At 65.0% G+C, this 20,433-nt stretch carries 24 protein-coding genes and 1 tRNA gene; 11 read left to right on the top strand and 14 right to left on the bottom strand.

Annotated features, from left to right (window positions below):
- Nucleotides 1-71 precede the first annotated feature (71 nt).
- From HNP71_RS10945 to miaA, 4 genes are all read right to left on the bottom strand, one after another.
- Nucleotides 72-401, bottom strand: a complete 330-nt coding sequence (locus HNP71_RS10945; protein ID WP_183266968.1) for a GIY-YIG nuclease family protein — start codon at nucleotides 399-401, stop codon at nucleotides 72-74.
- 60 nt (nucleotides 402-461) lie between these two features.
- On the bottom strand, nucleotides 462-971 hold the full coding sequence (gene ilvN, locus HNP71_RS10950) for an acetolactate synthase small subunit (RefSeq protein ID WP_183266969.1): 510 nt from the start codon (nucleotides 969-971) through the stop codon (nucleotides 462-464).
- Nucleotides 971-2,764, bottom strand: coding sequence for an acetolactate synthase 3 large subunit (locus HNP71_RS10955; protein ID WP_246344192.1), 1,794 nt, complete (start codon nucleotides 2,762-2,764; stop codon nucleotides 971-973). The genes ilvN and HNP71_RS10955 overlap by 1 nt, the downstream gene beginning before the upstream one ends.
- 68 nt (nucleotides 2,765-2,832) lie before the next feature.
- Nucleotides 2,833-3,801 (bottom strand): tRNA (adenosine(37)-N6)-dimethylallyltransferase MiaA, encoded by a 969-nt coding sequence (gene miaA, locus HNP71_RS10960; RefSeq protein WP_246344193.1) that lies wholly within the window; start codon nucleotides 3,799-3,801, stop codon nucleotides 2,833-2,835.
- Between miaA and serB the strand changes: the two genes are divergently transcribed.
- Nucleotides 3,800-4,678, top strand: a complete 879-nt coding sequence (gene serB, locus HNP71_RS10965; protein ID WP_246344194.1) for a phosphoserine phosphatase SerB — start codon at nucleotides 3,800-3,802, stop codon at nucleotides 4,676-4,678. The two genes, miaA and serB, sit on opposite strands and share 2 nt — an antisense overlap.
- 3 nt (nucleotides 4,679-4,681) lie before the next feature.
- Complete coding sequence (locus HNP71_RS10970; protein WP_183266971.1) at nucleotides 4,682-5,791, top strand: S-(hydroxymethyl)glutathione dehydrogenase/class III alcohol dehydrogenase; 1,110 nt, start codon at nucleotides 4,682-4,684, stop codon at nucleotides 5,789-5,791.
- 63 nt (nucleotides 5,792-5,854) lie between these two features.
- Here HNP71_RS10970 and HNP71_RS10975 read toward each other — a convergent pair whose 3' ends face one another.
- From HNP71_RS10975 to HNP71_RS10990, 4 genes are read right to left on the bottom strand one after another with little or no spacing between them, the layout of a single operon-like run.
- On the bottom strand, nucleotides 5,855-6,547 hold the full coding sequence (locus tag HNP71_RS10975; protein ID WP_183266972.1) for a lipid-binding SYLF domain-containing protein: 693 nt from the start codon (nucleotides 6,545-6,547) through the stop codon (nucleotides 5,855-5,857).
- Between the two features lie 19 nt (nucleotides 6,548-6,566).
- The gene (locus HNP71_RS10980; protein ID WP_183266973.1) at nucleotides 6,567-7,202 is read right to left on the bottom strand and encodes a histidine phosphatase family protein; all 636 of its coding nucleotides are present in this window, start codon (nucleotides 7,200-7,202) and stop codon (nucleotides 6,567-6,569) included.
- A gap of 2 nt (nucleotides 7,203-7,204) precedes the next feature.
- Nucleotides 7,205-8,002 (bottom strand): ABC transporter permease, encoded by a 798-nt coding sequence (locus HNP71_RS10985; protein WP_221246824.1) that lies wholly within the window; start codon nucleotides 8,000-8,002, stop codon nucleotides 7,205-7,207.
- Nucleotides 8,002-8,796 (bottom strand): ABC transporter ATP-binding protein, encoded by a 795-nt coding sequence (locus tag HNP71_RS10990; protein ID WP_456304186.1) that lies wholly within the window; start codon nucleotides 8,794-8,796, stop codon nucleotides 8,002-8,004. The genes HNP71_RS10985 and HNP71_RS10990 overlap by 1 nt, the downstream gene beginning before the upstream one ends.
- Here HNP71_RS10990 and hemW point away from each other — a divergent pair.
- Genes hemW through HNP71_RS11010 form a run of 4 tightly spaced genes read left to right on the top strand, consistent with a single transcriptional unit; the run spans nucleotide 8,770 to nucleotide 13,917 of the window.
- The gene (gene hemW / locus HNP71_RS10995) at nucleotides 8,770-9,918 is read left to right on the top strand and encodes a radical SAM family heme chaperone HemW (protein WP_183266975.1); all 1,149 of its coding nucleotides are present in this window, start codon (nucleotides 8,770-8,772) and stop codon (nucleotides 9,916-9,918) included. The two genes, HNP71_RS10990 and hemW, sit on opposite strands and share 27 nt — an antisense overlap.
- Nucleotides 9,919-9,949: 31 nt before the next feature.
- Nucleotides 9,950-11,347 carry a threonine synthase gene (thrC, locus tag HNP71_RS11000; RefSeq protein WP_183266976.1) on the top strand — a complete coding sequence of 466 codons (1,398 nt, stop codon included), beginning with the start codon at nucleotides 9,950-9,952 and terminating at the stop codon, nucleotides 11,345-11,347.
- Between the two features lie 3 nt (nucleotides 11,348-11,350).
- Nucleotides 11,351-12,616 (top strand): M16 family metallopeptidase, encoded by a 1,266-nt coding sequence (locus HNP71_RS11005; RefSeq protein WP_183266977.1) that lies wholly within the window; start codon nucleotides 11,351-11,353, stop codon nucleotides 12,614-12,616.
- Entirely contained in the window at nucleotides 12,613-13,917 is a 1,305-nt protein-coding gene (locus HNP71_RS11010; protein ID WP_183266978.1) for a metallopeptidase TldD-related protein, read from the top strand. The genes HNP71_RS11005 and HNP71_RS11010 overlap by 4 nt, the downstream gene beginning before the upstream one ends.
- A 139-nt stretch (nucleotides 13,918-14,056) precedes the next feature.
- Here HNP71_RS11010 and HNP71_RS11015 read toward each other — a convergent pair.
- Both HNP71_RS11015 and HNP71_RS11020 read right to left on the bottom strand, forming a co-directional pair.
- Nucleotides 14,057-14,131, bottom strand: a tRNA-Met gene (locus tag HNP71_RS11015).
- Nucleotides 14,132-14,234: 103 nt separating this feature from the next.
- Nucleotides 14,235-15,641, bottom strand: a complete 1,407-nt coding sequence (locus HNP71_RS11020; protein ID WP_183266979.1) for an APC family permease — start codon at nucleotides 15,639-15,641, stop codon at nucleotides 14,235-14,237.
- Nucleotides 15,642-15,850: 209 nt separating this feature from the next.
- Here HNP71_RS11020 and HNP71_RS11025 point away from each other — a divergent pair, with 209 nt between their 5' ends.
- Nucleotides 15,851-16,477 carry a Maf family protein gene (locus HNP71_RS11025; protein ID WP_183266980.1) on the top strand — a complete coding sequence of 209 codons (627 nt, stop codon included), beginning with the start codon at nucleotides 15,851-15,853 and terminating at the stop codon, nucleotides 16,475-16,477.
- Here HNP71_RS11025 and HNP71_RS11030 read toward each other — a convergent pair.
- The 3 genes from HNP71_RS11030 to HNP71_RS11040 are packed head-to-tail and all read right to left on the bottom strand — an operon-like array spanning nucleotide 16,422 to nucleotide 17,544.
- Nucleotides 16,422-16,835, bottom strand: a complete 414-nt coding sequence (locus HNP71_RS11030; RefSeq protein ID WP_183266981.1) for a helix-turn-helix domain-containing protein — start codon at nucleotides 16,833-16,835, stop codon at nucleotides 16,422-16,424. The genes HNP71_RS11025 and HNP71_RS11030 overlap by 56 nt on opposite strands.
- Entirely contained in the window at nucleotides 16,832-17,347 is a 516-nt protein-coding gene (locus HNP71_RS11035) for a Smr/MutS family protein (RefSeq protein ID WP_183266982.1), read from the bottom strand. The genes HNP71_RS11030 and HNP71_RS11035 overlap by 4 nt, the downstream gene beginning before the upstream one ends.
- The gene (locus HNP71_RS11040) at nucleotides 17,347-17,544 is read right to left on the bottom strand and encodes a DUF1192 domain-containing protein (RefSeq protein WP_183266983.1); all 198 of its coding nucleotides are present in this window, start codon (nucleotides 17,542-17,544) and stop codon (nucleotides 17,347-17,349) included. The genes HNP71_RS11035 and HNP71_RS11040 overlap by 1 nt, the downstream gene beginning before the upstream one ends.
- Nucleotides 17,545-17,670: 126 nt before the next feature.
- On the opposite strand from HNP71_RS11040, the gene HNP71_RS11045 reads away from it, so the two are divergent.
- Complete coding sequence (locus HNP71_RS11045) at nucleotides 17,671-18,246, top strand: DUF1013 domain-containing protein (RefSeq protein WP_183266984.1); 576 nt, start codon at nucleotides 17,671-17,673, stop codon at nucleotides 18,244-18,246.
- Between the two features lie 45 nt (nucleotides 18,247-18,291).
- Here HNP71_RS11045 and HNP71_RS11050 read toward each other — a convergent pair whose 3' ends face one another.
- On the bottom strand, nucleotides 18,292-18,459 hold the full coding sequence (locus tag HNP71_RS11050) for a YdcH family protein (RefSeq protein WP_183266985.1): 168 nt from the start codon (nucleotides 18,457-18,459) through the stop codon (nucleotides 18,292-18,294).
- A gap of 164 nt (nucleotides 18,460-18,623) precedes the next feature.
- Here HNP71_RS11050 and HNP71_RS11055 point away from each other — a divergent pair, with 164 nt between their 5' ends.
- The 3 genes from HNP71_RS11055 to HNP71_RS11065 are packed head-to-tail and all read left to right on the top strand — an operon-like array spanning nucleotide 18,624 to nucleotide 20,427.
- Nucleotides 18,624-18,827 (top strand): YdcH family protein, encoded by a 204-nt coding sequence (locus tag HNP71_RS11055; RefSeq protein ID WP_183266986.1) that lies wholly within the window; start codon nucleotides 18,624-18,626, stop codon nucleotides 18,825-18,827.
- 23 nt (nucleotides 18,828-18,850) lie between these two features.
- A complete protein-coding gene (purE, locus tag HNP71_RS11060; RefSeq protein ID WP_183267066.1) occupies nucleotides 18,851-19,306 on the top strand; it encodes a 5-(carboxyamino)imidazole ribonucleotide mutase in 456 nt (151 codons plus the stop codon).
- Nucleotides 19,303-20,427 carry a 5-(carboxyamino)imidazole ribonucleotide synthase gene (locus HNP71_RS11065; RefSeq protein ID WP_183266987.1) on the top strand — a complete coding sequence of 375 codons (1,125 nt, stop codon included), beginning with the start codon at nucleotides 19,303-19,305 and terminating at the stop codon, nucleotides 20,425-20,427. The genes purE and HNP71_RS11065 overlap by 4 nt, the downstream gene beginning before the upstream one ends.
- The last annotated feature ends 6 nt before the right edge of the window (nucleotides 20,428-20,433 follow it).

A 20,433-nucleotide genomic window follows, 5' to 3' on the forward strand; every position in this document is an offset into this window, starting at 1 on the left:
AATCTGCTCTTCAGAAAATCGGCTGCCCTTCATCGGTCTATCCCCCAGGAACAGACTCTACACAAAAACGGTCACATTCCAGGGGAGCACGTCAACCGGGCTGCTTGTTGTCCTGGAAGTGCACGAAATACTCCAGCGCGGACACACTTAGCTCCATTTGGTGCGCCCTGAATATGGTTCATTAGTTGAACATTGCCTTTGAAGTGCTCAACAATTCTTTTTCGAATGTTTTGAGCTTTGCCAACATATAAAGCCTGACACATTTGCCCGTTCCAGTGGCGTTCAAAAACATAAATCCCGGGATCGGTAGGCAAATCGTCCATATCACATGTATAAATTAGCTGCTGGGCTGAACCATCCTTAAGTTGGACGGGGTCTAGCCATTCAACGGTCAAATCCATAGTGCCCTCTACCGATCTTCAGCGATAAAATTAAAGTGTATGAGGCTTTTATCTTAGCTATTACCCGATCGTCTTCACACCCCGGGCGATGGCCGCGACGCCAGTGCGGGAGACTTCGGCCAGCCCCAGCGGGCGCATCAGGTCGAGGAAGGCGTCCAGCTTGTCGGTGGCGCCGGTCAGTTCGAAGGTGAAGCTCTCGGTGGTGGCGTCGATCACGCGGGCGCGGAAGGCGTCGGCCAGGCGCAACGCCTCGGCGCGTTTCTCGCCCGTGCCCAACACCTTGATCAACGCCAGCTCGCGCGCCAAATGCGGGCCTTCCGTCAGGTCCAGCACCTTATACACCGGCACCAGACGGTCGAGCTGCGCCTTGATCTGCTCGATGACCATCGGTGTGCCGCGCGTGACGACGGTGATGCGGCTCTTCGAGCCGTCGCGCTCCACCGGGGCGACGGTCAGGCTGTCGATATTATAGCCACGGCCGGAGAACAGCCCGATGACACGGGCCAGCACGCCGGATTCATTTTCAACCAGCACCGAGATGGTGGCGCTGCGCAGATCCCCGTTTGCCATTAGACGAGCGCCAGCCCGGCGTCGGTCACACCCGGGCGGTTGTCGCCCTTGTGCTCCGGCCCCAGCAGCATTTGGTTATGCGCGGCCCCCGAGGGGATCATAGGGAACACGTTCTCTTTCTCATCCACACAGATATCGGCAATCACCGGCTTGTCCACCGCAATCATCTCCGCAATCACCCGGTCCAAATCCTCAACCTTTTCCGCGCGCAGACCCACCGCGTGGAAACTCTCGGCGAGCTTCACGAAATCCGGCAGCGCTTCGGAATAGGAGCTGGAATAGCGCGAGCCGTGCAGCAGCTCCTGCCACTGACGCACCATGCCCATGTAATGGTTGTTCAGGATGAAAATCTTCACCGGCAGGCGGTATTGCGCCAGCGTGCCCAGCTCCTGGATGTTCATCAGCGTGCTGGCCTCGCCGGCGATGTCCACCACCAGCGCGTCCGGGTGCGCCACCTGCACGCCCATGGCGGCGGGCAGGCCGTAGCCCATCGTCCCCAGGCCGCCGGAGGTCATCCAGTGGTTTGGCTTCTCGAACTTGAAGTACTGGGCCGCCCACATCTGGTGCTGGCCGACCTCGGTGGTCACGTAGGTGTCGCGCCCGCGCGTGGCCTTGTAGAGCTGTTCGATGGCGTATTGCGGTTTGATGATGCTGCCGGGGTCGCGGTTCTGCGTGTAGCGGAGCGATTGCTTGGCCCGCCACACGTCGATCTGCGCCCACCACTGGGCCAGCGCGCTCTTGTCCGGCTGGGTGGAATCCGCCTTCCAGGCCTCGATCAGCGCTTTCAGGGTCGCCAGTGCGTCGCCGATGATCGGCACGTCCACCACCACGGATTTGTTGATGTTGGCGGGGTCGATATCGGCGTGGATTTTCTTGGAGTTCGGCGAGAAGGCGTTCAGCCGTCCGGTCACGCGGTCGTCGAAGCGCGCGCCGATATTCAGCATCACGTCGCAATCATGCATCGCGAGGTTGGCTTCGTACGTGCCGTGCATGCCCAGCATGCCCAGGAACAGCGGGTCCGAGGCCGGGTAGGCGCCCAGGCCCATCAGCGTGTTGGTGCAGGGGAAGTTGGTGAGGCGCACGAACTCGGTGAGCAGCTTGCTCGCTTCCGGCCCGGCATTGACGACACCGCCGCCAGCATAGACGATCGGGCGATGGGCGCGCTTGAGCAGCTCGACCGCTTCCTTGATCTTCGCGGGGTCCGGCTCGGTGCGCGGGCGGTAGGAGCGGTGCGGCTCGCGGCTCGGGTCCCGGTACGGGGCGGGGTTGATCAGGATGTCCTTCGGCAGATCGACCACCACCGGGCCAGGGCGGCCCGTGCGGGCGACCTGGAACGCCTCGTGGACGACGCGGACCAGATCCTCGGAGCGCTTGACCAGATAGTTGTGCTTGGTCGCTTGGCGGGTGATGCCGGTGGTGTCGGCCTCCTGGAAGGCGTCGTTACCGATGAGATGCGTCGGCACCTGGCCGGTGAGGCAGACCAGCGGGATGGAGTCCATCAGCGCGTCCACGAGGCCGGTGACGGCGTTGGTGGCACCCGGGCCGGAGGTAACCAGCACCACGCCGACCTTGCCGGTGGAGCGGGCGTAACCTTCCGCCGCATGCACCGCCGCCTGCTCGTGGCGCACCAGGATGTGCCGGATCTCGTTCTGCTGGAAAATGGCGTCGTAGATCGGTAGCACCGCGCCGCCGGGATAGCCGAAAATCGTGTCCACGCCCTGCGCCTTCAGCGCGCGGAGAATGGCCTCCGCGCCTGATTTCATCAGTTCGTTTGTTGCGATCGTGCCGTCCATGGGTCTGTCCTGCCGGTCAGGGGGGAGAAAAATACTATGGCAGCGATTAGCGTTAGTGGCGGCGAAGGTCAACCGGGACAATTTATAAAATTTACCAAATCGGCGGTAAAACTTTCCGAAAGTTGCGTAAAATTGCCAATTCTTGAATGAATTATTTGCATGTCTGAGCTGCTTACCAATTTCTGGTGCCGGAACCATGTGCCTTGGCGCTTGGTGTACTGGTGCGTGACCAGCACGGCGCGGGCTTTGGCGTCCTCCAGAGAGATCTCGCCGCGCAGGTAAGCGCCCAGCTCTGGCACGCCATGGGCGCGCATCAGGGGCAGGGCGGGGTCCAGCCCCAGGGCCAGGAAATCGCGCACTTCCTCGAGCGCGCCCTGGTCCAGCATGGCGGTGAAGCGGGTCTCGATGGCCTCGCGCAGGGCGGGGCGCGGCGGGTCGAGCAGGATCATTTTCAGCCGCCAGCCAGTCAGCTTGTCGGTGGGCTGGGACTGCCAATAGGCCAGCCCTTTGCCGGTGGAGAGCAGCACCTCGTAAGCGCGGGCGATGCGCTGGCTATCCCCCGGCTTGAGCTTTTGCGCGGTTTCGGGGTCCAGCTTCACGTGGAGCGCTTGCGCGCCGATCTCGGCGATCAGCCGTCTTGCCTCCTCGCGCGCGGCGGGTTCGGGTTCGGGGATGTTGACGATGCCGTTGACCAGCGCGGAAAAATACATCCCCGTGCCGCCGCAGAGGATGGGGAACTCCGCCCGCGTCATCTCGGCCAGGGCTGCCTCACGCCACCAAGCGGCGTTGGCGGGCTCTGATGCCGCGCGCACGCCGTAAAGCCGGTGCGGGGCCAAGGCCTCGTCCTCCGGGCTGGGGCGGGCGGTGATGATCCGCAGCTCGCGGTAGCACTGCATGGCGTCCGCATTGATGATGGTGCCACCCAAACGCCGCGCCAAAGCCAGGGCCAGGGCGGATTTCCCGCTTGCCGTCGGCCCCGCCAATATTAAGGCGGTGCGTTGCCCTGCGTCTCTCTCTGTCCTACCAGTCGCGACCATGTCTCATATCGTCACTTTCGTTGCCAACCGGCAAGCCGGCTCCCTCACCGCCGCCGAGGCCAATCGCGCCCAGGTTTTTGCCCAGGGCTTCGACCTCACATGGCTCGACGAAGGCCGCGCCTTCGAATTTTCCGTGCAGAACGTGCCGGACCGTGCCGCCCTGGCCGCTGGGCTGGACCACAAGCAGGTGGATATTTTCGTTACCAAGTCCCGTGGCCGGCGCAAGGCCGTGCTGGTGGCGGACATGGACAGCACCATCGTCACCGCCGAGACGCTGGACGAGCTGGCGGCCTTCGCCGGGCTGAAGGAGCAGATCGCCGAGATCACCCGCCGGGCGATGAACGGCGAGCTGGATTTCGCCGCCGCCCTGCGCGAGCGCGTGGCGATGCTGAAGGGGTTGAAGCTCTCGGCGCTGGAGGCGACGTGGTCCGAAATCCAGTTCTGCCCCGGCGCGCGGGAGCTTGTGGCTACCATGCGCGCCCATGGCGCGACCACGGCGCTGGTCTCGGGCGGGTTCACCTTCTTCACCGCGCGGGTGACGGCGGAGATCGGCTTCGACCTGCACCGTTCCAACGTGCTGCTGGATAATGGCTCGGAACTCACCGGCGAGGTGGCCGAACCGATCCTGGACAAGGACGCCAAGCTGAGCACGCTGCGCGAACTGGCCGAAAAGCGGGGCGTGAAGCTCGCCGCCACGCTGGCGGTGGGCGACGGGGCGAATGATCTGCCGATGCTGAAAGAGGCGGGCTTGGGCATCGCCTATCACGCCAAGCCGGTGGTGGCCGCCCAGGTGGCCAACCGGGTCGAGCATACGGACTTGACCTCGCTGCTGTTTGCGCAAGGGTATCCGGCAAGTGCTTTCAAGACTGGGGAGTAAGACATGAAGACGAGAGCTGCGGTGGCGCGGGCGGCGGGGCAGCCGCTTTCCCTCGAGATGGTGGACATCGAGGGCCCGAAATTCGGCGAGGTGATGGTGGAGGTGAAGGCCACCGGCATCTGCCATACGGATGAATACACCCTCTCCGGCATGGACCCGGAAGGCATCTTCCCCGCCATTTTGGGCCATGAAGGCGCCGGCGTGGTGGTGGAGGTCGGCCCCGGCGTGACCAGCCTGAAGAGGGGCGACCATGTGATTCCGCTCTACACGCCGGAATGCCGCCAGTGCAAAACCTGCCTCTCGCGCAAGAGCAACCTCTGCACGGCGATCCGCACCACCCAGGGCAAGGGCGTGATGCCGGACGGCACGTCGCGCTTCTCCTGCGATGGCGCGCCGGTGATGCACTATATGGGCTGCTCCACCTTCGCCAATTACACCGTGCTGCCCGAGATCGCGCTCGCCAAGGTGCGCGAGGACGCGCCCTTCGAGAAGATCTGTTATATCGGTTGCGGCGTGACCACGGGCATTGGCGCCGTGTTCAACACCGCCAAGGTTCAGCCGGGCGATAACGTCGTGGTGTTCGGCCTCGGCGGCATCGGCCTGAACGTGATCCAGGGGGCCCGCATCGCGGGCGCCGATAAGATCATCGGCGTGGACCTGAACAATGGCCGCAAGGCGATGGCCGAGAAGTTCGGCATGACGCATTTCGTCAACCCGAGCGAGATCGGCGAGGATCTGGTGCCGTATCTGGTCAACCTCACCGATGGCGGGGCGGATTACTCCTTCGAGTGTATCGGCAATGTGAAGGTGATGCGTCAGGCGCTGGAATGCTGCCATCGTGGCTGGGGCACGTCGATCATCGTCGGCGTGGCGGGGGCGGGGCAGGAGATTTCCACCCGTCCGTTCCAGCTCGTCACCGGGCGTACCTGGAAGGGCACGGCGTTCGGCGGGGCCAGGGGCCGCACCGATGTGCCGAAGATCGTGGATTGGTACATGGAGGGGAAGATCGACATCGACTCCCTCATCACCCATGTCATGCCCTTCGAGCGCATCAACGAGGGCTTCGAGCTGATGCGCAAGGGCGAGAGCATCCGCTCGGTGGTCGTGTACTAACGAATAGAAGTTTTTTGGGTGCGGCCTTTTTTACAAAAAAGGCCGCACCCAAGCTTTTATAACTTACTGCGGGGTGGCGTTAACGCCGCCCGGCACGCCGTAGCGCTGCAGCAGGGTGCGGAGTGGGTTGGCGCCGGGGTTGCTGCCCTGGCCATACAGCACGATGGCCCGCGCGCCCGGCGCCTGGCCGTAATAGCGCTGCTCGAGATCGGTATCGTCCGAGAACACGGCGCCGGAAAGCGAGACGCCGCCATACAGGCCCTCGCTGTCCGAGAAGCTGACGATGTCGGCGTTCAGCGCCGTGGACATCGAGCCGTTCACCCCGCCGCCGAGCGTGGCGATGGAGAGCCCGGCATCCGCGCCGATCTTGAACTGCGAGTTGAGCAGCGCGTCCAGCCCGCCCTTGGTCATCACCATCATCATCACCTCGGCGCTCTGCACGCCGATTTGCAGGCCGAAGCTGCCGCTGCCCAGAGAGTAGAAGGCCGGGTAGGACCAGCTGCCGTCGGCGGTGCGGGCGGAGAGCACGCAAACCCCGCCCTCGCCGCCAAAGATGAACCCGGCGCGGAAGATGTTCGGGCAGATCACCACAGCCTTGGCGTGGCGCAGCATGTACTGGATCTGCCCTCCGGCGGAGCTGCCGATCATGTCCTCCAGCGCCAGGGTGGAGCTGTCCACCAGATGTTGCGGTGTGCCGGCACAGGCTGGGGCGGCAATGCCAAGGGCCAGGGCGGCGGCAAGCAAAAGGCGCTTCATGGAGAATGGCTCCTGTGGGTTATTTCGGTTCAGCCGAGATCGACTCGGCGGGGTGTTCATTCATAGATAAAATCCGCCAGCCGCGATCGTTAAATTCCAGTCGGGTCAGCGAGATATTGTCGATTTGCAGGCACAGCGCCTGATGCGGGGTGAGCCCCAGCGCATGCGCGCAGGCGGCGCGGATGGCCCCGCCATGCGAGACGATGATGGTATGCTCGCCCGTGGCGGAGCCCAGCAGGGCTTCCAGCCCTTCGCCCACGCGGGTGATGAGATGCGCGAAGCTTTCGCCGCCCGGTGGGGTCTCGGCGGCGTGGATCGGCCAGAACGGATGGCGCTCGGTATGGCCCCGTTCGTCGAACCGGGCGATCGGCATGCCCTGGAGCTGGCCGAAATTCTGCTCGACGAAGGCCGGGTCGATTTCGGGCTCGGATTTGGGGTAGCCGGCGCGGATCAGCGCATCGGCGGTGAGGCGCGTGCGCGAGAGCGGGGTGCAGATCAGCCGGGCCGGGCGGGGCAGGCGGGCGGCCAGCGCCGCGTAGCGCCCGGACTGGGCCTGCATGGTCGTTTCGCAAAGGGGTACGTCGTCGGTACCGTAGAGGTAGCAGAGCGAGTCCGGATGCACGAGGGCGTGGCGGACGAGCCAGAATTGATGCATGCTCATTCTCCAATGGCCAGCAGCGCGCCACGGATGCGCGCGCGGCGGAATTCCCCAGCGAAAATGGCGATGGACAGCGCCGCCCAGAAGGCGTTCAGCCCCGTGGCCAGGGTGAATTGCCGCCAGTCCATGCCGTGGCCGAGCAGGGCGCCGCGCAAACCCTCGAAGATATGCGCCGCCGGAAGGGCCTGGGCGAAAGGTTGCAGCCAGACGGGCAGGGCGGTGATCGGGTAGTACACGCAAGCCAGCGGGGTGACGCCGAAGGCGATGGTCCAGGCCAGGGCCTCGGCCCCCGCGCCATAGCGGAACAGTAGGGAGACGATGCCGAGCGCCACCCACCAGCCCATGATGAGCAGGTTGAGGAAGAACAGCAGCATTACCGGGCCAGGGGCAAAAATATCATAGCTATAGAGAAGGTACGCGATGATTGTGGCAGGAAGCAGGCCAAGCAGCGTGCGCACCGCCGAGACGATGACCAGCGCCCCCAGCAACTCGCCAGGCCGCAACGGGCTGACGAAGAGATGCCCGAGATTGCGCGACCAGATTTCCTCGAGAAACCCGATGGTCACGCCGAGCTGCCCGCGCAGCATGATCTCCCACAGCAGCACGCCGCCGATAAGCCCGCCCGCGGCCACGGCGCGCGGCGCGCCATGCGCGGTGGCGATATAGGTGGAGGTGAAGCCCCAGATGAGCATGTTGAGCGTCGGCCAATAGGCAATTTCGGCCAGACGTGGCCAGGAGCGGCGGTACATGGCGAGATGGCGGTACAGCATACCCCAGATGCGGCGCAGGGACTGCATCACAGCTCCCCGTTCCGGGCGATGTCGAGAAACACCTGTTCCATATCCTCCCGCCCGTAGCGGGCGATCAGCTCCGCCGGAGGGCCACGGTCCACGATGCGCCCGGCCTTCAGCATCAGCACGTTATCGCACAGGCGTTCCACCTCGGCCATGTTGTGCGAGGCGAGCAATATGGCGGCGCCTTGGGTGCGCCGGTATTCCTCCAGCACGCCGCGCACGTAATCGCCGGTGTCCGGGTCCAGGCTGGCGGTGGGTTCGTCGAGCAGTAGCAGCTCGGGCTGGTTGATCAGCGATTTCGCCAGAGCCACGCGGGTTTTTTGCCCGGCGGAAAGCTCGCCCGCCGGGCGCTGGAGTAGGGTGCCGAGGTTGAACTGCTCGGCGAGCGCCGCGATGCGCCGCTTGAGATCCGGCACGTTGTAGAGATGCCCGTACACGGCGAGGTTCTCATATACGGTCAGCCGGGCGGGCAGGGCGATGTAAGGTGAGGAAAAGTTCATCCGCGCCAGGGCAGGGAAGCGGTCGCGCGCCATGTCGTGCCCTAGCACGGTAATGCTGCCGGAGGTGGGCACCAGCAGGCCGAGCAGCATGGCAATGGTGGTGGTCTTGCCTGCGCCATTGCCGCCGAGCAGGCCCAAAACCTGCCCGCGTTCCAGGGTGAAGGAGATATCATCCACCGCGAGCGTGTGCGCGTAGCGTTTTATCAGGTTTTGCACGCTGATGGCTTGCATGCCCTTGGGATAGGCACGGCGATTGGCTATGTCCAGGCGATGGACGATCTCGCCCTCTATTTCCACTGGCCCTTCTGCCTCGCCAAATGCCCGTATTGCGACTTCAACTCGCATGTGCGCGAGAGCATCCCCCAGGCGCGGATGCTGGCCGCCCTGCGCGCCGAGTTGGTCTTCGAGGCCGGGCGGCTGGGGGAAAGGCGCGTCACCTCCATCTTCTTCGGCGGCGGCACGCCGAGCCTGATGGACCCAGAGAGCGTGGCGGCGCTGATCGCCGAGGCGGGGCAGCTGTTTACCCTGGCCCCCGAGGCCGAGATTACGCTGGAGGCTAACCCGACGAGCATCGAGGCCGGGCGTTTTACGGCCTATCGCGCGGCGGGGGTGAACAGGGTGTCCATCGGGGTGCAGAGCTTCGAGGAAGCCTCGCTCAAATTCCTCGGCCGCCAGCACAGCGCCGAGCAGGCGATCAAAGCCATCGAGCTGGGCGCGAAAATCTTTCCGCGTATTTCCTTCGACCTCATCTACGCCCGGCCCGGCCAGACCGAGGCCGCGTGGCGGGCGGAGTTGCGGCAGGCACTCACCTTGGCGGCGGATCATCTCTCGCTCTACCAGCTCACCATCGAGGAGGGCACGAAATTCGCCACGCTCTATGGCCGGGGCGAGTTCGCGCTGCCCGAGGAGGAGCTGGCCGCCCGGCTCTACGAGGCCACGGCGGAGGAGGCTTCGCGCTTCGGCCTGCTGCCTTATGAGATTTCCAACTATGCCCGCCCCGGCGCGGAATCCCGCCATAACCTCGCTTACTGGCGCTACCAGGATTACGTGGGCATCGGCCCCGGCGCGCATGGGCGCGTCACGCTGGGCGGCGCGCTGTTGGCCACCAGCCGCCACCGCGCGCCCGAGGCCTGGATGGATCTCGTGGAGCGGCAGGGCCACGGCACCACCACCGAGGAAGCCATCGCCCCCGAGGACCGCGCGCGTGAGGCGCTGCTGATGGGGCTGCGTCTGGCCGAGGGGGTGTTGCTCCCCCGTTTTGCCGCCCGCACCGGGGTGGCGTTTGAGGACGCCGTGGACCAGGCCATGCTCGAAGCCTGCCTGGAGGAAGGGTATCTTACCCTTTCGGCCGACAATATTACCGCCACGGAACAGGGCCGGCACCGGCTGGACGCATTGCTGCCCGCTTTGCTCCGATAGTATAGGCCACAGTGGATACAGAGGATTTTTGATGCGCTACACTTCCACCCGCGGCCAGGCGGAGCAGAAAGACTTCTCGGGCGTGCTGCTGGCCGGCCTTGCCGCCGATGGCGGGCTGTATATGCCCCTGAGCTGGCCGCAATTCTCCACGGCCGATCTGCGCGCCCTGCGCGGCCTGCCCTACCCGGAGCTTGCCGCCCGCGTGTTGGCGCCGTTCGTGGGCGAGTGCGTCAAATTCGCCGACCTCCAGGCCATGTGCCGCCGCGCTTATGCCGGGTTCTCGCACAAGGCCACCACCCCGCTGGTGCAGCTGGACACCAACGTCTACGCGCTGGAGCTGTTCCACGGCCCGACGCTGGCCTTCAAGGACATGGCGCTGCAGCTCGTGGGCCATCTGTTCGAGCATGTGCTGGCCGAGCGGGGCGAGAAAATCCGCATCGTCGGCGCGACCTCGGGCGATACCGGCTCGGCCGCCATCGAGGCCGTGGCCAACCGCAAGAATATCGACATCACCATCCTACATCCCGAGGGCAAGACCTCCGAGGTGCAGCGCCGCCAGATGACCACGGTGAAGGCCGATAACGTCCTCAACATCGCCGTGGATGGCAATTTCGACGATTGCCAGGATCTGGTGAAGGCGATGTTCGCCGACACCGAATTCCGCGCCGAGATGAACCTCTCGGCGGTGAATTCCATCAACTTCGCCCGCATCGCGGCGCAGATCCCGTATTACGTGTACGCCGCGCTGAACCTCGGCGCGCCGGAGCGCGAGGTGGCGGTTTCCGTGCCCACGGGTAATTTCGGCAACATCCTGGCCGCCTGGGCCGCGCATAAGATGGGCGTGCCCATCAAGCACTTCATCGTGGCGAGCAACCGCAACGATATCCTGACCCGCTTCCTCGAAGCCAACGACATGAGCGTGCATGGCGTGACGCCGAGCCTCTCGCCCTCGATGGATATCGGGATCAGCTCGAATTTTGAACGCCTGCTGTTTGAGTTCCTGGGGCGGGACGCGGCGCTGACGGCCAAGACCATGGCGGATTTCCGCACCAGCGGGAAAATGAGCGTGGCCGAGCCGGTCTGGCGCGCCATCACCAAGGATTTCACCGGCTTCCGCCGCTCGGACGAGGAAACCCTGGCCGAGATCGCCCGACTGTACCGCGAGAGCGGCTATCTGGCCGACCCGCATTCGGTCATCGGCATTGCCGCCGCGCGGGAGCTGGGGCCGGTGGGCGTGCCGGTCATCGCCGCCGCCACGGCGCACCCAGCCAAGTTCCCAGATGCGATTGAAAAGGCCGTTGGCGTCCGCCCGCCCTTACCGGCGCATCTTGCCGACCTATATCAACGGAATGAAAAGTTTATCCGCGCCCCCAACGATCTGGCCGCCATCGAGGCCTGCGTGCGGAATTTTGCCAACAGGAACACATAATTGATGACTGAACAGGTTTCCATCACCACCCTGCCCTCCGGGCTCACGGTGCTCACCGAGCGCATGGAGCGGGTGGAGACGGTATCCTTCGGCGCCTATGTCGGCGCTGGCACCCGCCACGAAACCGCCGCCGAGAATGGCGCGGCGCATTTCCTTGAGCACATGGCCTTCAAGGGCACCGAGAAGCGCTCGGCCGCCGATATTGCCGAAGCCATCGAGAATGTGGGCGGGCATATCAATGCTTATACCTCCCGCGAGCAGACAGCCTATTACGTCAAGCTGCTCAAGGAGGATTTAGCCCTGGGCGCCGACATCATCGGCGATATCCTCTGTCATTCCACCTTCGAGCCGGACGAGCTGGAGCGCGAGCGCGGGGTGATCCTCCAAGAGATCGGCCAGGCCAACGACACGCCGGACGACGTGGTGTTCGACCATTTCCAGTCCGCCGCCTACCCGGCGCAGCCGATGGGCCGTCCGGTGCTGGGCACGGAGCAGATCATCCGTGGCATGAAGCGCGAGACCCTGCACGGCTTCATGCGCCAGCATTACACGCCGGAGAACATGGTCATCGCCGCCAGCGGCAAGCTGGAGCATGAGCAGGTGGTGGAGCTGGCGCAGAAATACTTCGCCGATCTACCCAAGGCCGAGCGCGCCGAGCCCATGCCCGCCGATTATATGGGCGGCGAGTACCGTGAGCTGCGCGACCTCGACCAGGCGCATATCGTGCTGGGCTTCAACTCGCCGGGCTATGGCGAGCCGGATTACTACCCGGCCATGCTGCTCTCCACGCTGCTGGGCGGGGGCATGTCGTCGCGGCTGTTCCAGGAGATCCGCGAGAAGCGCGGACTGGTGTATTCCATCTACAGCTTCACCGCCCCGGCGGTGGATGGCGGGCTGTTTGGCATCTATGCCGGCACCGGCGAGTCCGAGGCCGCAGAGCTGATGCCGGTGACGCTGGAGGAGCTGGCCAAGGTACAGGAAGAGGTAAGCGAGGCCGAACTCGCTCGTGCCCGCGCGCAGCTCAAGGCCGGGCTGCTGATGAGCCTGGAATCCACCGGCAGCCGCTGCGAGCAGCTGGCCCGCCAGTGGCAGGTGTTTGGCCGTGTCATCCCGGTGGCGGAGACGGTGGCGCGTATCGAGGCCGTGACGGTGGATGAAATCCGCGCGGCGGGGCGCAAGATCTTCCGCGAGAAGCCGACCCTGGCGACCATCGGGCCGGTCGGGCAGGTGCCCAAGTTCTCCGCCATTATCGACAGGCTGACCGCGTGAGCGCCCTGCACGAGGCTGCCGAACGCTTGCTGAAGGCGGCGAAAGCCGCCGGGGCGGATGTGGCCGAGGTGGTGCTGCACGAGAGCGCTTCCGTCTCCGTGCAGCGGCGCCTGGGCAAGATCGAGGAAACCGAGCGCGCGGAGACCCGCGAGCTTGGCTTGCGCGTGTTCCTGGGCCGGGCCAACGCGTCCGTATCGGCCAGCGCCATCGACCCGGCCTCCTTCACGCGTCTCGCCGAGCAGGCGGTGGCCATGGCCCGCGTGGTGCCGGAGGACCCGTATGCCGAGATCCCCGAGGCTCCCGCCCCGCTGGATGCCGGTTTTCTGGAGCTGGACGACCCGGTTGAGCCGGGGATGGATGTGCTGATCGCCCGCGCGGCGGCAGCCGAGGAAGCAGCGCTTTCCGTGGCAGGCATCACCAATTCCGAGGGGGGCTCCGCCTCCTGGTCGCGCGGTACCTCGTTGCTGGCCACCAGCCATGGTTTCGTGGGTGGCTATGCCCGTTCGCATCATGGCGTGTCAGTCACCGCCATTGCGGGCACGGGGACCCAGATGCAGCGCGACTACGATTTCTCCTCCACCCTGCACGGGGCGGATCTGGAGGACGCCGCTACCCTTGGCCGCAACGCCGCCGAGCGGGCGCTCAAGCGCCTCAACCCGCGCCGGGCGCAGACGGCCAAGCTGCCGGTGGTGTTCGACCCGCGCGTGGCGGGCGGCATGCTGGGGCATCTGGCAGGGGCGATCTCGGGTGCCGCCATCGCGCGTGGCACCTCCTTCCTCAAGGATGCGCTGGGCCAGGCCATATTCGCGCCGGGCATCGCCATCATCGACGATCCCTTCCGCGTGCGCGGGCTGCGCTCGCGCCCCTATGACCGTGAGGGGCAGCCGGTGCATGCCCGCGCCTTCATCGAGGACGGGGTGCTGACGAGCTGGATTTTGGACACGCGCAGCGCCAACCAACTGGGGCTGAAAACCTCGGGCAATGCCGGGGGCTTAAGCAATTTCTATCTGGCGGCGGGCAAATTGAGCCCGGCGGCACTGATGGCGGACATCGCCGAGGGGCTGTATGTCACCGAGATGATCGGCTCGGGCGTGAACGGGCTGACCGGCGATTACTCGCGCGGGGCGGCGGGGTTCATGATCCGCAATGGCCAGCTGGCCGAGCCGGTGGCGGAGATCACCATCGCGGGTAACCTCAAGGACATGTTCCTGCACATAACCCCGGCTGATGATCTGCAATTTAAGCGCGGGACCGACGCGCCGACGCTGCGCATCGAGGGCATGACGCTCGCCGGGGCGTAAAACCAAGTTCGCAAGAGTTTTTCGGGGTGTGGGGGCTTTTTGCAAAAAGCCCCCACATTGCTTTTGCGCAGGCAAAAGTATTCTCAGCTTTTTGGAAAAAGCCGCGCCAAAAACTTTTTTAAATTTTCCAGGAAGAACTTGGTAGCGGCGGAAGGATTTGAACCTCCGACCAAGGGATTATGATTCCCCTGCTCTACCACTGAGCTACGCCGCCAAGCTGTGAGCCAGCCGGGTACCGCGAAGGCGCGCGGAAGTCAATCCAATGAAAAAGGCCCCGGAGCTGTATCCGGGGCCTTTTTTTGTGGGCGGCTGCGGGATCAGCCTTCCATGTCGTTGGCGATGCTGGTCAGCACCTGCGGCGACTTGACCTTAAGCACCAGGAACCAGACCAGACCGATGCCCAGATAGATGGCGAAGGCCGGGGGCAGGATGTTGAACGGCGCCGCCGGGTAGGGGCAGACGCTGGAGTAGATGACGAAGCCCATCATCCCGGCGCCGATCAGCCCGTAGATGACATGCTGGACCTTGAGCACCCCGGCGCGGAACAGGTCCAGTGGGGAGGCCAGGCACACGCCGAAATACACCACCACGAAGCCATAGGTGGCGATGGTGCCCGCCAGCCCGAACCCGTTCAGGAAGCCCTGCGGCAGCAGCGCCAGCATGATCAGCGCGGTGATCACGCCGGAGGCATACACGGCGATATGCGGGGTTTTGTGCTTCTTGTGCACCAGGCCCATGGAGCCGTGCAGGAACTGGTAGCGGCCCATGGAGAACAGCATGCGGGAGCTGGCGTTGAGGCAGGCCAGTGCGCAGGCGAAGGCGCTGATGATGGCGGCGAAGTACACCACGGCGGCAGCCCAGGGCAGGCCGGCCTTGTTGGTCATGTCGGCAAACGGCGAGGAAGAGCTGCCGATGGCCGAGGCGTTGTCGCCCATGCCCATCACCATCAGGTAGGACATGATGGTGAAAAAGATGCCGACGATGGCCGCCGAGCCCACTACCGCGTAGGGGATGTTCTTCTGCGGATCGGCGGATTCCTTGGCCAGGGTGGCGGAACTCTCAAACCCCACCCAGCTGAACACGGCGAAGGCCATGGCCGAGGCCACGCCGCCGAAGGACAGCTTGCTGAAGTTCAGCTGCACCGGGTCGATCACGGTGCCATGCTTGCCCACAACCAGCGCGGTGATGAGGACGATGATGCCGATCGAGGCACATTCCAGCACCAGACCCATGCGCGAGGAGAACTGGATGTCGCGGTAACCGGCGAACACAACCAGGCCGGTCAGGGCGAAGGCCAGGAAGGCTTGCGCTGCGAAGGGCAGGGTGATGCCGAATACGGCCAGCACGTTGTTGATGAAGAGCGGCTCGCTCATCAGCACCGCCACGGCGGTGGTGACATAGGCCAGAACCATGGCCCAGCCGGCGAGCGCACCCGCCACCGGCCCGAAATTACGGCCGATATAGACGAAGTAGGAGCCGGCCTCCGGGTGGCGCTTAGCCAAGCCCGAGATGGAGGCGCCGACGAACACGCACCCGATGGTGGCGAGCAGGTAGGCGACCCAGGAGCCGACACCGGCCAGCCCGGCGACGACGGTGATGTTCAGAGCCGGGGTCATGGTTGGCGCGATGTTGGCGATGGATTGGCCCAGAGTCTCGATCCGGCTGAGCGCGCCTTGCTTCAGCTGAGGTTCGACGTGTGCGGCAACGTCCGTGGTTGCTACCATGATGTCTGTCTCCATGGGTTTGAGAGTCACCGCAGACGCGGCAGATACAAATACAATGCAAGCATCGTGCCTGAATTTGCATGGGTGCTGGCGGCCCAGCCTTGCGCCATTCAGGCGGCTGATAAATAAGCAGGATACTCCGTGCGGTGGCAGGGTTTTAAGCGCTGATTGATAAGAATTTGCACAATTTGTTTAAGCGGATGGCAGCTATGACTAACAACAACGATGATGCGGGTCAGAGCCGGGTGGAACCCGGGCTGATCCTGGCCAGTACCTCGGCCGCGCGGCGGGCCATGCTGCGCCAGGCGGGGCTGGATTTCGCGGCCATCTCCTCGGGCGTGGACGAGGCGGCCCTGAAACAGGGGTTCACCGGCACGCCGGAGGAGCTGGCCCTGGCTTTGGCGGAGGCCAAGGCGCGCGCGGTGAGTACGGCGCATCCGCGGGTGCTGGTGCTGGGGGCGGACCAATTGCTGGTGTGCGAGGGCGCGGTGTTCGACAAACCGGCCGACCTCGCCGAGGCGGCTGTGCATCTGCGGCGTCTCTCCGGGCGGGCGCATCAGCTCGTTACCGCCGCCTGCGTGGTGCAAGGTGGCGAAGTTATATGGTCGCATGCCGAGCGGGCCACGCTGGAGGTGCGCGGCCTGAGCGAGGATTTCATTGCCCGCTACCTGGAGGCCGAAGGCGCGGAAATTCTCGGCTGCGTCGGCGCTTACCGGCTGGAAGGGCTGGGCGCGCAGCTCTTCACCCGCGTGGAAGGCGATTATTTCACCATTCTCGGGCTCAGCCTGCTGCCTTTGCTCGGGTTCTTGCGCGCGGCGGGCGTGCTGGCGGGGTGACCGGCCGGGCGGCATCCAGCAGCGCCTGCATTTTTTCCACGGTCTGGATGTCCAGATGCCGCAACTCGCGCGCCAGGCGGTTGGCCAGCACCGTCTGGGCGGGGGTGAGGCCGCTGGCATTCAGCTTCAGCCTGGGGCGGGAGAATTTGGCAAGCGCTGTTAATTCATCGGCATCATCCCAGATCAGCCCAAAATATTGGCATATCTGGTGGATCAGCCCGGCGGAAGGCGCGCCGCGCCGCCCGTGCTCCAGCGCCGAGAGATAGGCCGCCGAGATTTCCAGCGCCGCCGCCATTTCCCGCTGCGTCACCCCGCGCGCCTCGCGCAGCTGGCGGAGCTTTTCGCCGAAAGGCGTCATCCGCGTACCCGGCGGAGCAGGATGCGCACCGAGCCGGTATTCGCCGCGTGCGGATGCGCCATCGCCAGGATGAGCGGGCGCAGGTTGGGGGCGTTGAGCCAGTGCGGCAGCTCGCGGGCCAGAATTTCGCCCTTGCCGGTGATGATCTCGACACAGCACAGCCGCGCCCCGTGCGACAGCTCCAGGAAGTGCAGAACCTCGTGATGCGCCTTGGCGGCGGTATGGCCGTGCAGGTCCAGCCTCGCCTCGGCGCGGATCTTGCCGGTGCGGAACTGCTTCCAGGTGGATTTATCCAGCCCGCCCGGTGTGGCGTCCACGCCTATATAAGGTGGCGGATGCACGAGCTTGGGCTTTGGCGCCTGCGGTGGCGGGGTGGTGGCTTCGGGCTGGGGCGCGGGCGGGTCCGCTGGTAGGGGCAGCCGCGCGCGCCCAGGCATCAGCTTGGTCAGCGTACGGCCATACGCCGCCCAGAGGCGCAGATCCTCCTCCGAAAGGCCCTTGCGGCGCGCCATTAATCCCGTGGCTTGAAGAACATCGCCGCCGCCGCGGCATGGGCCTGTTTGGCGGCGATCGCCTGGCGCACGCGGGCGATCTCTTCCTCCAGCGTGGCGATATAGGCGGTCAGCTCTTCCACCCCCAGCGTGTCCAGAACGGGCGGGGAGAGTAGTTTTTTGGCCGGGCGCGGCAGGTCTTCTTCGGGAAATGTCATAAAACGATCTTGACCGAAGGGTGGCGCGGGTTCCATACCCCGCGCAAGTTTAACTTGCGTGGCCCACGCGCGAAACTATCTGCGTTCCAGGCCGCCGCGCCTGAGACGTAAAAAGGTACCGTATCCATGCCCCTACCCTTGATGCCCAAAGCTACCGCAGTCTGGATGATTGACAAGACCGCGCTGACCTTCGAGCAGATCGCCGATTTCTGCGGGATGCACCCGCTGGAAGTCCAGGCCATTGCCGATGGCGAGGTGGCGCAGGGGATCAACGGCTACGACCCGGTGGCGAACAAGCAGGTCACGGCGGAGGACATCGCCCGCTGCGAGCGTAACCCGGCGCTGCGGCTGAAGCTGCTGGCCACGCCCGAGATGAACCAGAAGAAGCCCAAGGGCGGCCGCTACACCCCCGTGGCCAAGCGCAACGACCGTCCAGACGCTATCGCCTTCCTGCTGCGCAGCTATCCGCACCTGACGGACGCGCAGATCATCAAGCTGCTCGGCACCACCAAGGACACCATCCAGAAGATCCGCGACCGCTCGCACTGGAACAGCGCCAACATCAAGGCGCGCGACCCGGTGATCCTGGGCCTGTGCAAGCAGTCCGACCTGAATGACGCCGTGGCCGCCGCTAATGAGCGCTTGGCCCGCGAGGGGCTGACCCCGCCGCCGGCGCCGGATTCCTCGGAAGCCGCGGAGTAATAAAAAAGGGGGCCATTGGGCCCCCTTTTTGTGTCTGGCGCGGTGTCAGAGCGCCTTCAATCGCTCCATCTCCTCTTTCAATCGCAGCTTTTCCATCTTCATGCGGGTGAGGGCGGTATCATCCCGGCTGGGGCGGCGGTCTTCCGCCAAAATCTTGGTTTCCAGGCTGGCATGCCGCCCCTTTAGGGCATCGATACGCGATTGCAGGTTCATGGTGCCTCCTTGGCGCTGAACAACTGTAATATTCCGGGCACTACCCTCGCGCGGGCAAGCGCCCAGAAAACCGAGGCTAATCCCGCCGCCACGGAATTGTCACGTAAAAAATGCGGACGAAAATTCCGGTTTCAGTGTGCGGCAAATCCTATTATTGCTCCGTCATGCTGACTGACAGAGACAATTTGCTGCGCCGCCTCCACGCGCTACGCAGCGAGCACCGGGACCTTGATACCGTGATCACCCGCGTCACCGAGCTGGGGCCGCTCGACCAGCTCCAAGTGCAGCGCCTGAAAAAGCGCAAGCTCGGGCTGAAAGACGAAATCTCGCGGCTGGAAAGCCGGTTGATCCCGGACCGCACGGCGTGAGCGCCCCGCTGGTCGGCATTATCATGGGCAGCCGTTCGGACTGGCCCGTGATGCAGCACGCCGCCGAGGTGCTGGAGAGGCTCGGTGTGCCGTTCGAGGCGAAGGTGGTGTCAGCCCACCGCACGCCCAAGCGGCTCTACGACTACGCCACCGGCGCCGAGGCGCGGGGGCTGAAGATCATTATCGCCGGGGCTGGCGGGGCGGCGCATCTGCCGGGCATGGCGGCGTCGATGACCAATCTGCCCGTGCTGGGCGTGCCGGTGGCCGCCACCGTGTTGCAGGGCGAGGACGCGCTGCTCTCCATCGTGCAGATGCCGGGCGGCATCCCGGTGGGCACGCTGGCCATCGGCAAGCCGGGGGCGATCAACGCGGGCATCCTTTCCGCCTCCATCCTGGCGCTGTCCGACGACGCGCTGCGCGCCCGTCTGGCGGCTTTCCGCGCCGCGCAGACCGATAGCGTGCCGGAGACCGTGGAATGAGCGCGCTGGCTCCTGGGGCCGTGATCGGCATGATCGGCGGCGGGCAGCTTGGGCGCATGTCCGCCATGGCGGCGGCGCGGCTGGGTTACCGCGTGCATGTGTTCTCGCCGGAGGTGGATGGCCCGGCGGCGCAGGTGAGCGCCGTGAACACGGTGGGGGACTACGCTGACCTTGAGGCGCTGCGCCGCTTCGCCGAGGCGGTGGATGTCATCACCTTCGAGTTCGAGAACCTGCCCGCGGATGCGCTTTCCCTGCTGGAGAGCCTGAAGCCCGTGCGCCCCGGCGCGCGGATTTTGGCGATCTCGCAGGACCGGCTGCTGGAAAAGCAGTTCCTCAACGATGCCGGGATCGCCACCGCCCCTTGGGCGAAGGTGGAGAGCGAGGCGGAGTTGGATGCGGCGGTGGCCAAGCTCGGGCTGCCCGCGGTGCTGAAAACCACGCGGCTAGGCTACGACGGCAAGGGGCAGACCCTGCTGCGCGCGGCGGAGGATGTGGCCCCGGCCTTTGCGCGCCTCGCGCCGAAGCCACTGGTGCTGGAGGGCTTCGTCAATTTCGCGGCGGAAGTCTCGGTAATGGTGGCGCGGGGGGGGGATGGCACGGTGGTGACCTATGACGCCGTGGAGAACCGCCACAAGCACCATATCCTGGACCTCACCTTGGCTCCCGCGCCGCTGCCGCGAGACCTGCTGGCCGAGGCGCAGGACATCGCCCGCCGTGTGGCCGAGGCGCTGGAGCTGGTCGGGATCATGGGCGTGGAGATGTTCGTGACCGCCGACGGCAAGCTGCTGGTGAACGAGGTTGCCCCGCGCCCGCATAATTCCGGGCACTGGACGATGGATGCTTGCCCGTGCGGGCAGTTCGAGATGCATATCCGCGCCGTGGCCGGGCTGCCGCTGCCGCCCGCCATCCGCCACTCGGACGCGGTGATGAAGAACCTGATCGGGCCGGAGGACATGGCGCTGTGGCCGCAAATCCTGGCGACGCCGGGGTTGATCCCGCACCATTACGGCAAGACGGAATCGCGTCCGGGCCGCAAGATGGGGCATTTCAACCGGCTTTTCCCCAAGGGCAGCCTGCCGGGGGAGTTTGGGATTGAGGATGCGTTGAGGCTAAAGGAGTAATAGACG

It is taken from the genome of Acidocella aromatica (genome assembly GCF_014201825.1).
In the GTDB taxonomy this organism is placed as follows: Bacteria; Pseudomonadota; Alphaproteobacteria; order Acetobacterales; family Acetobacteraceae; genus Acidocella; species Acidocella aromatica.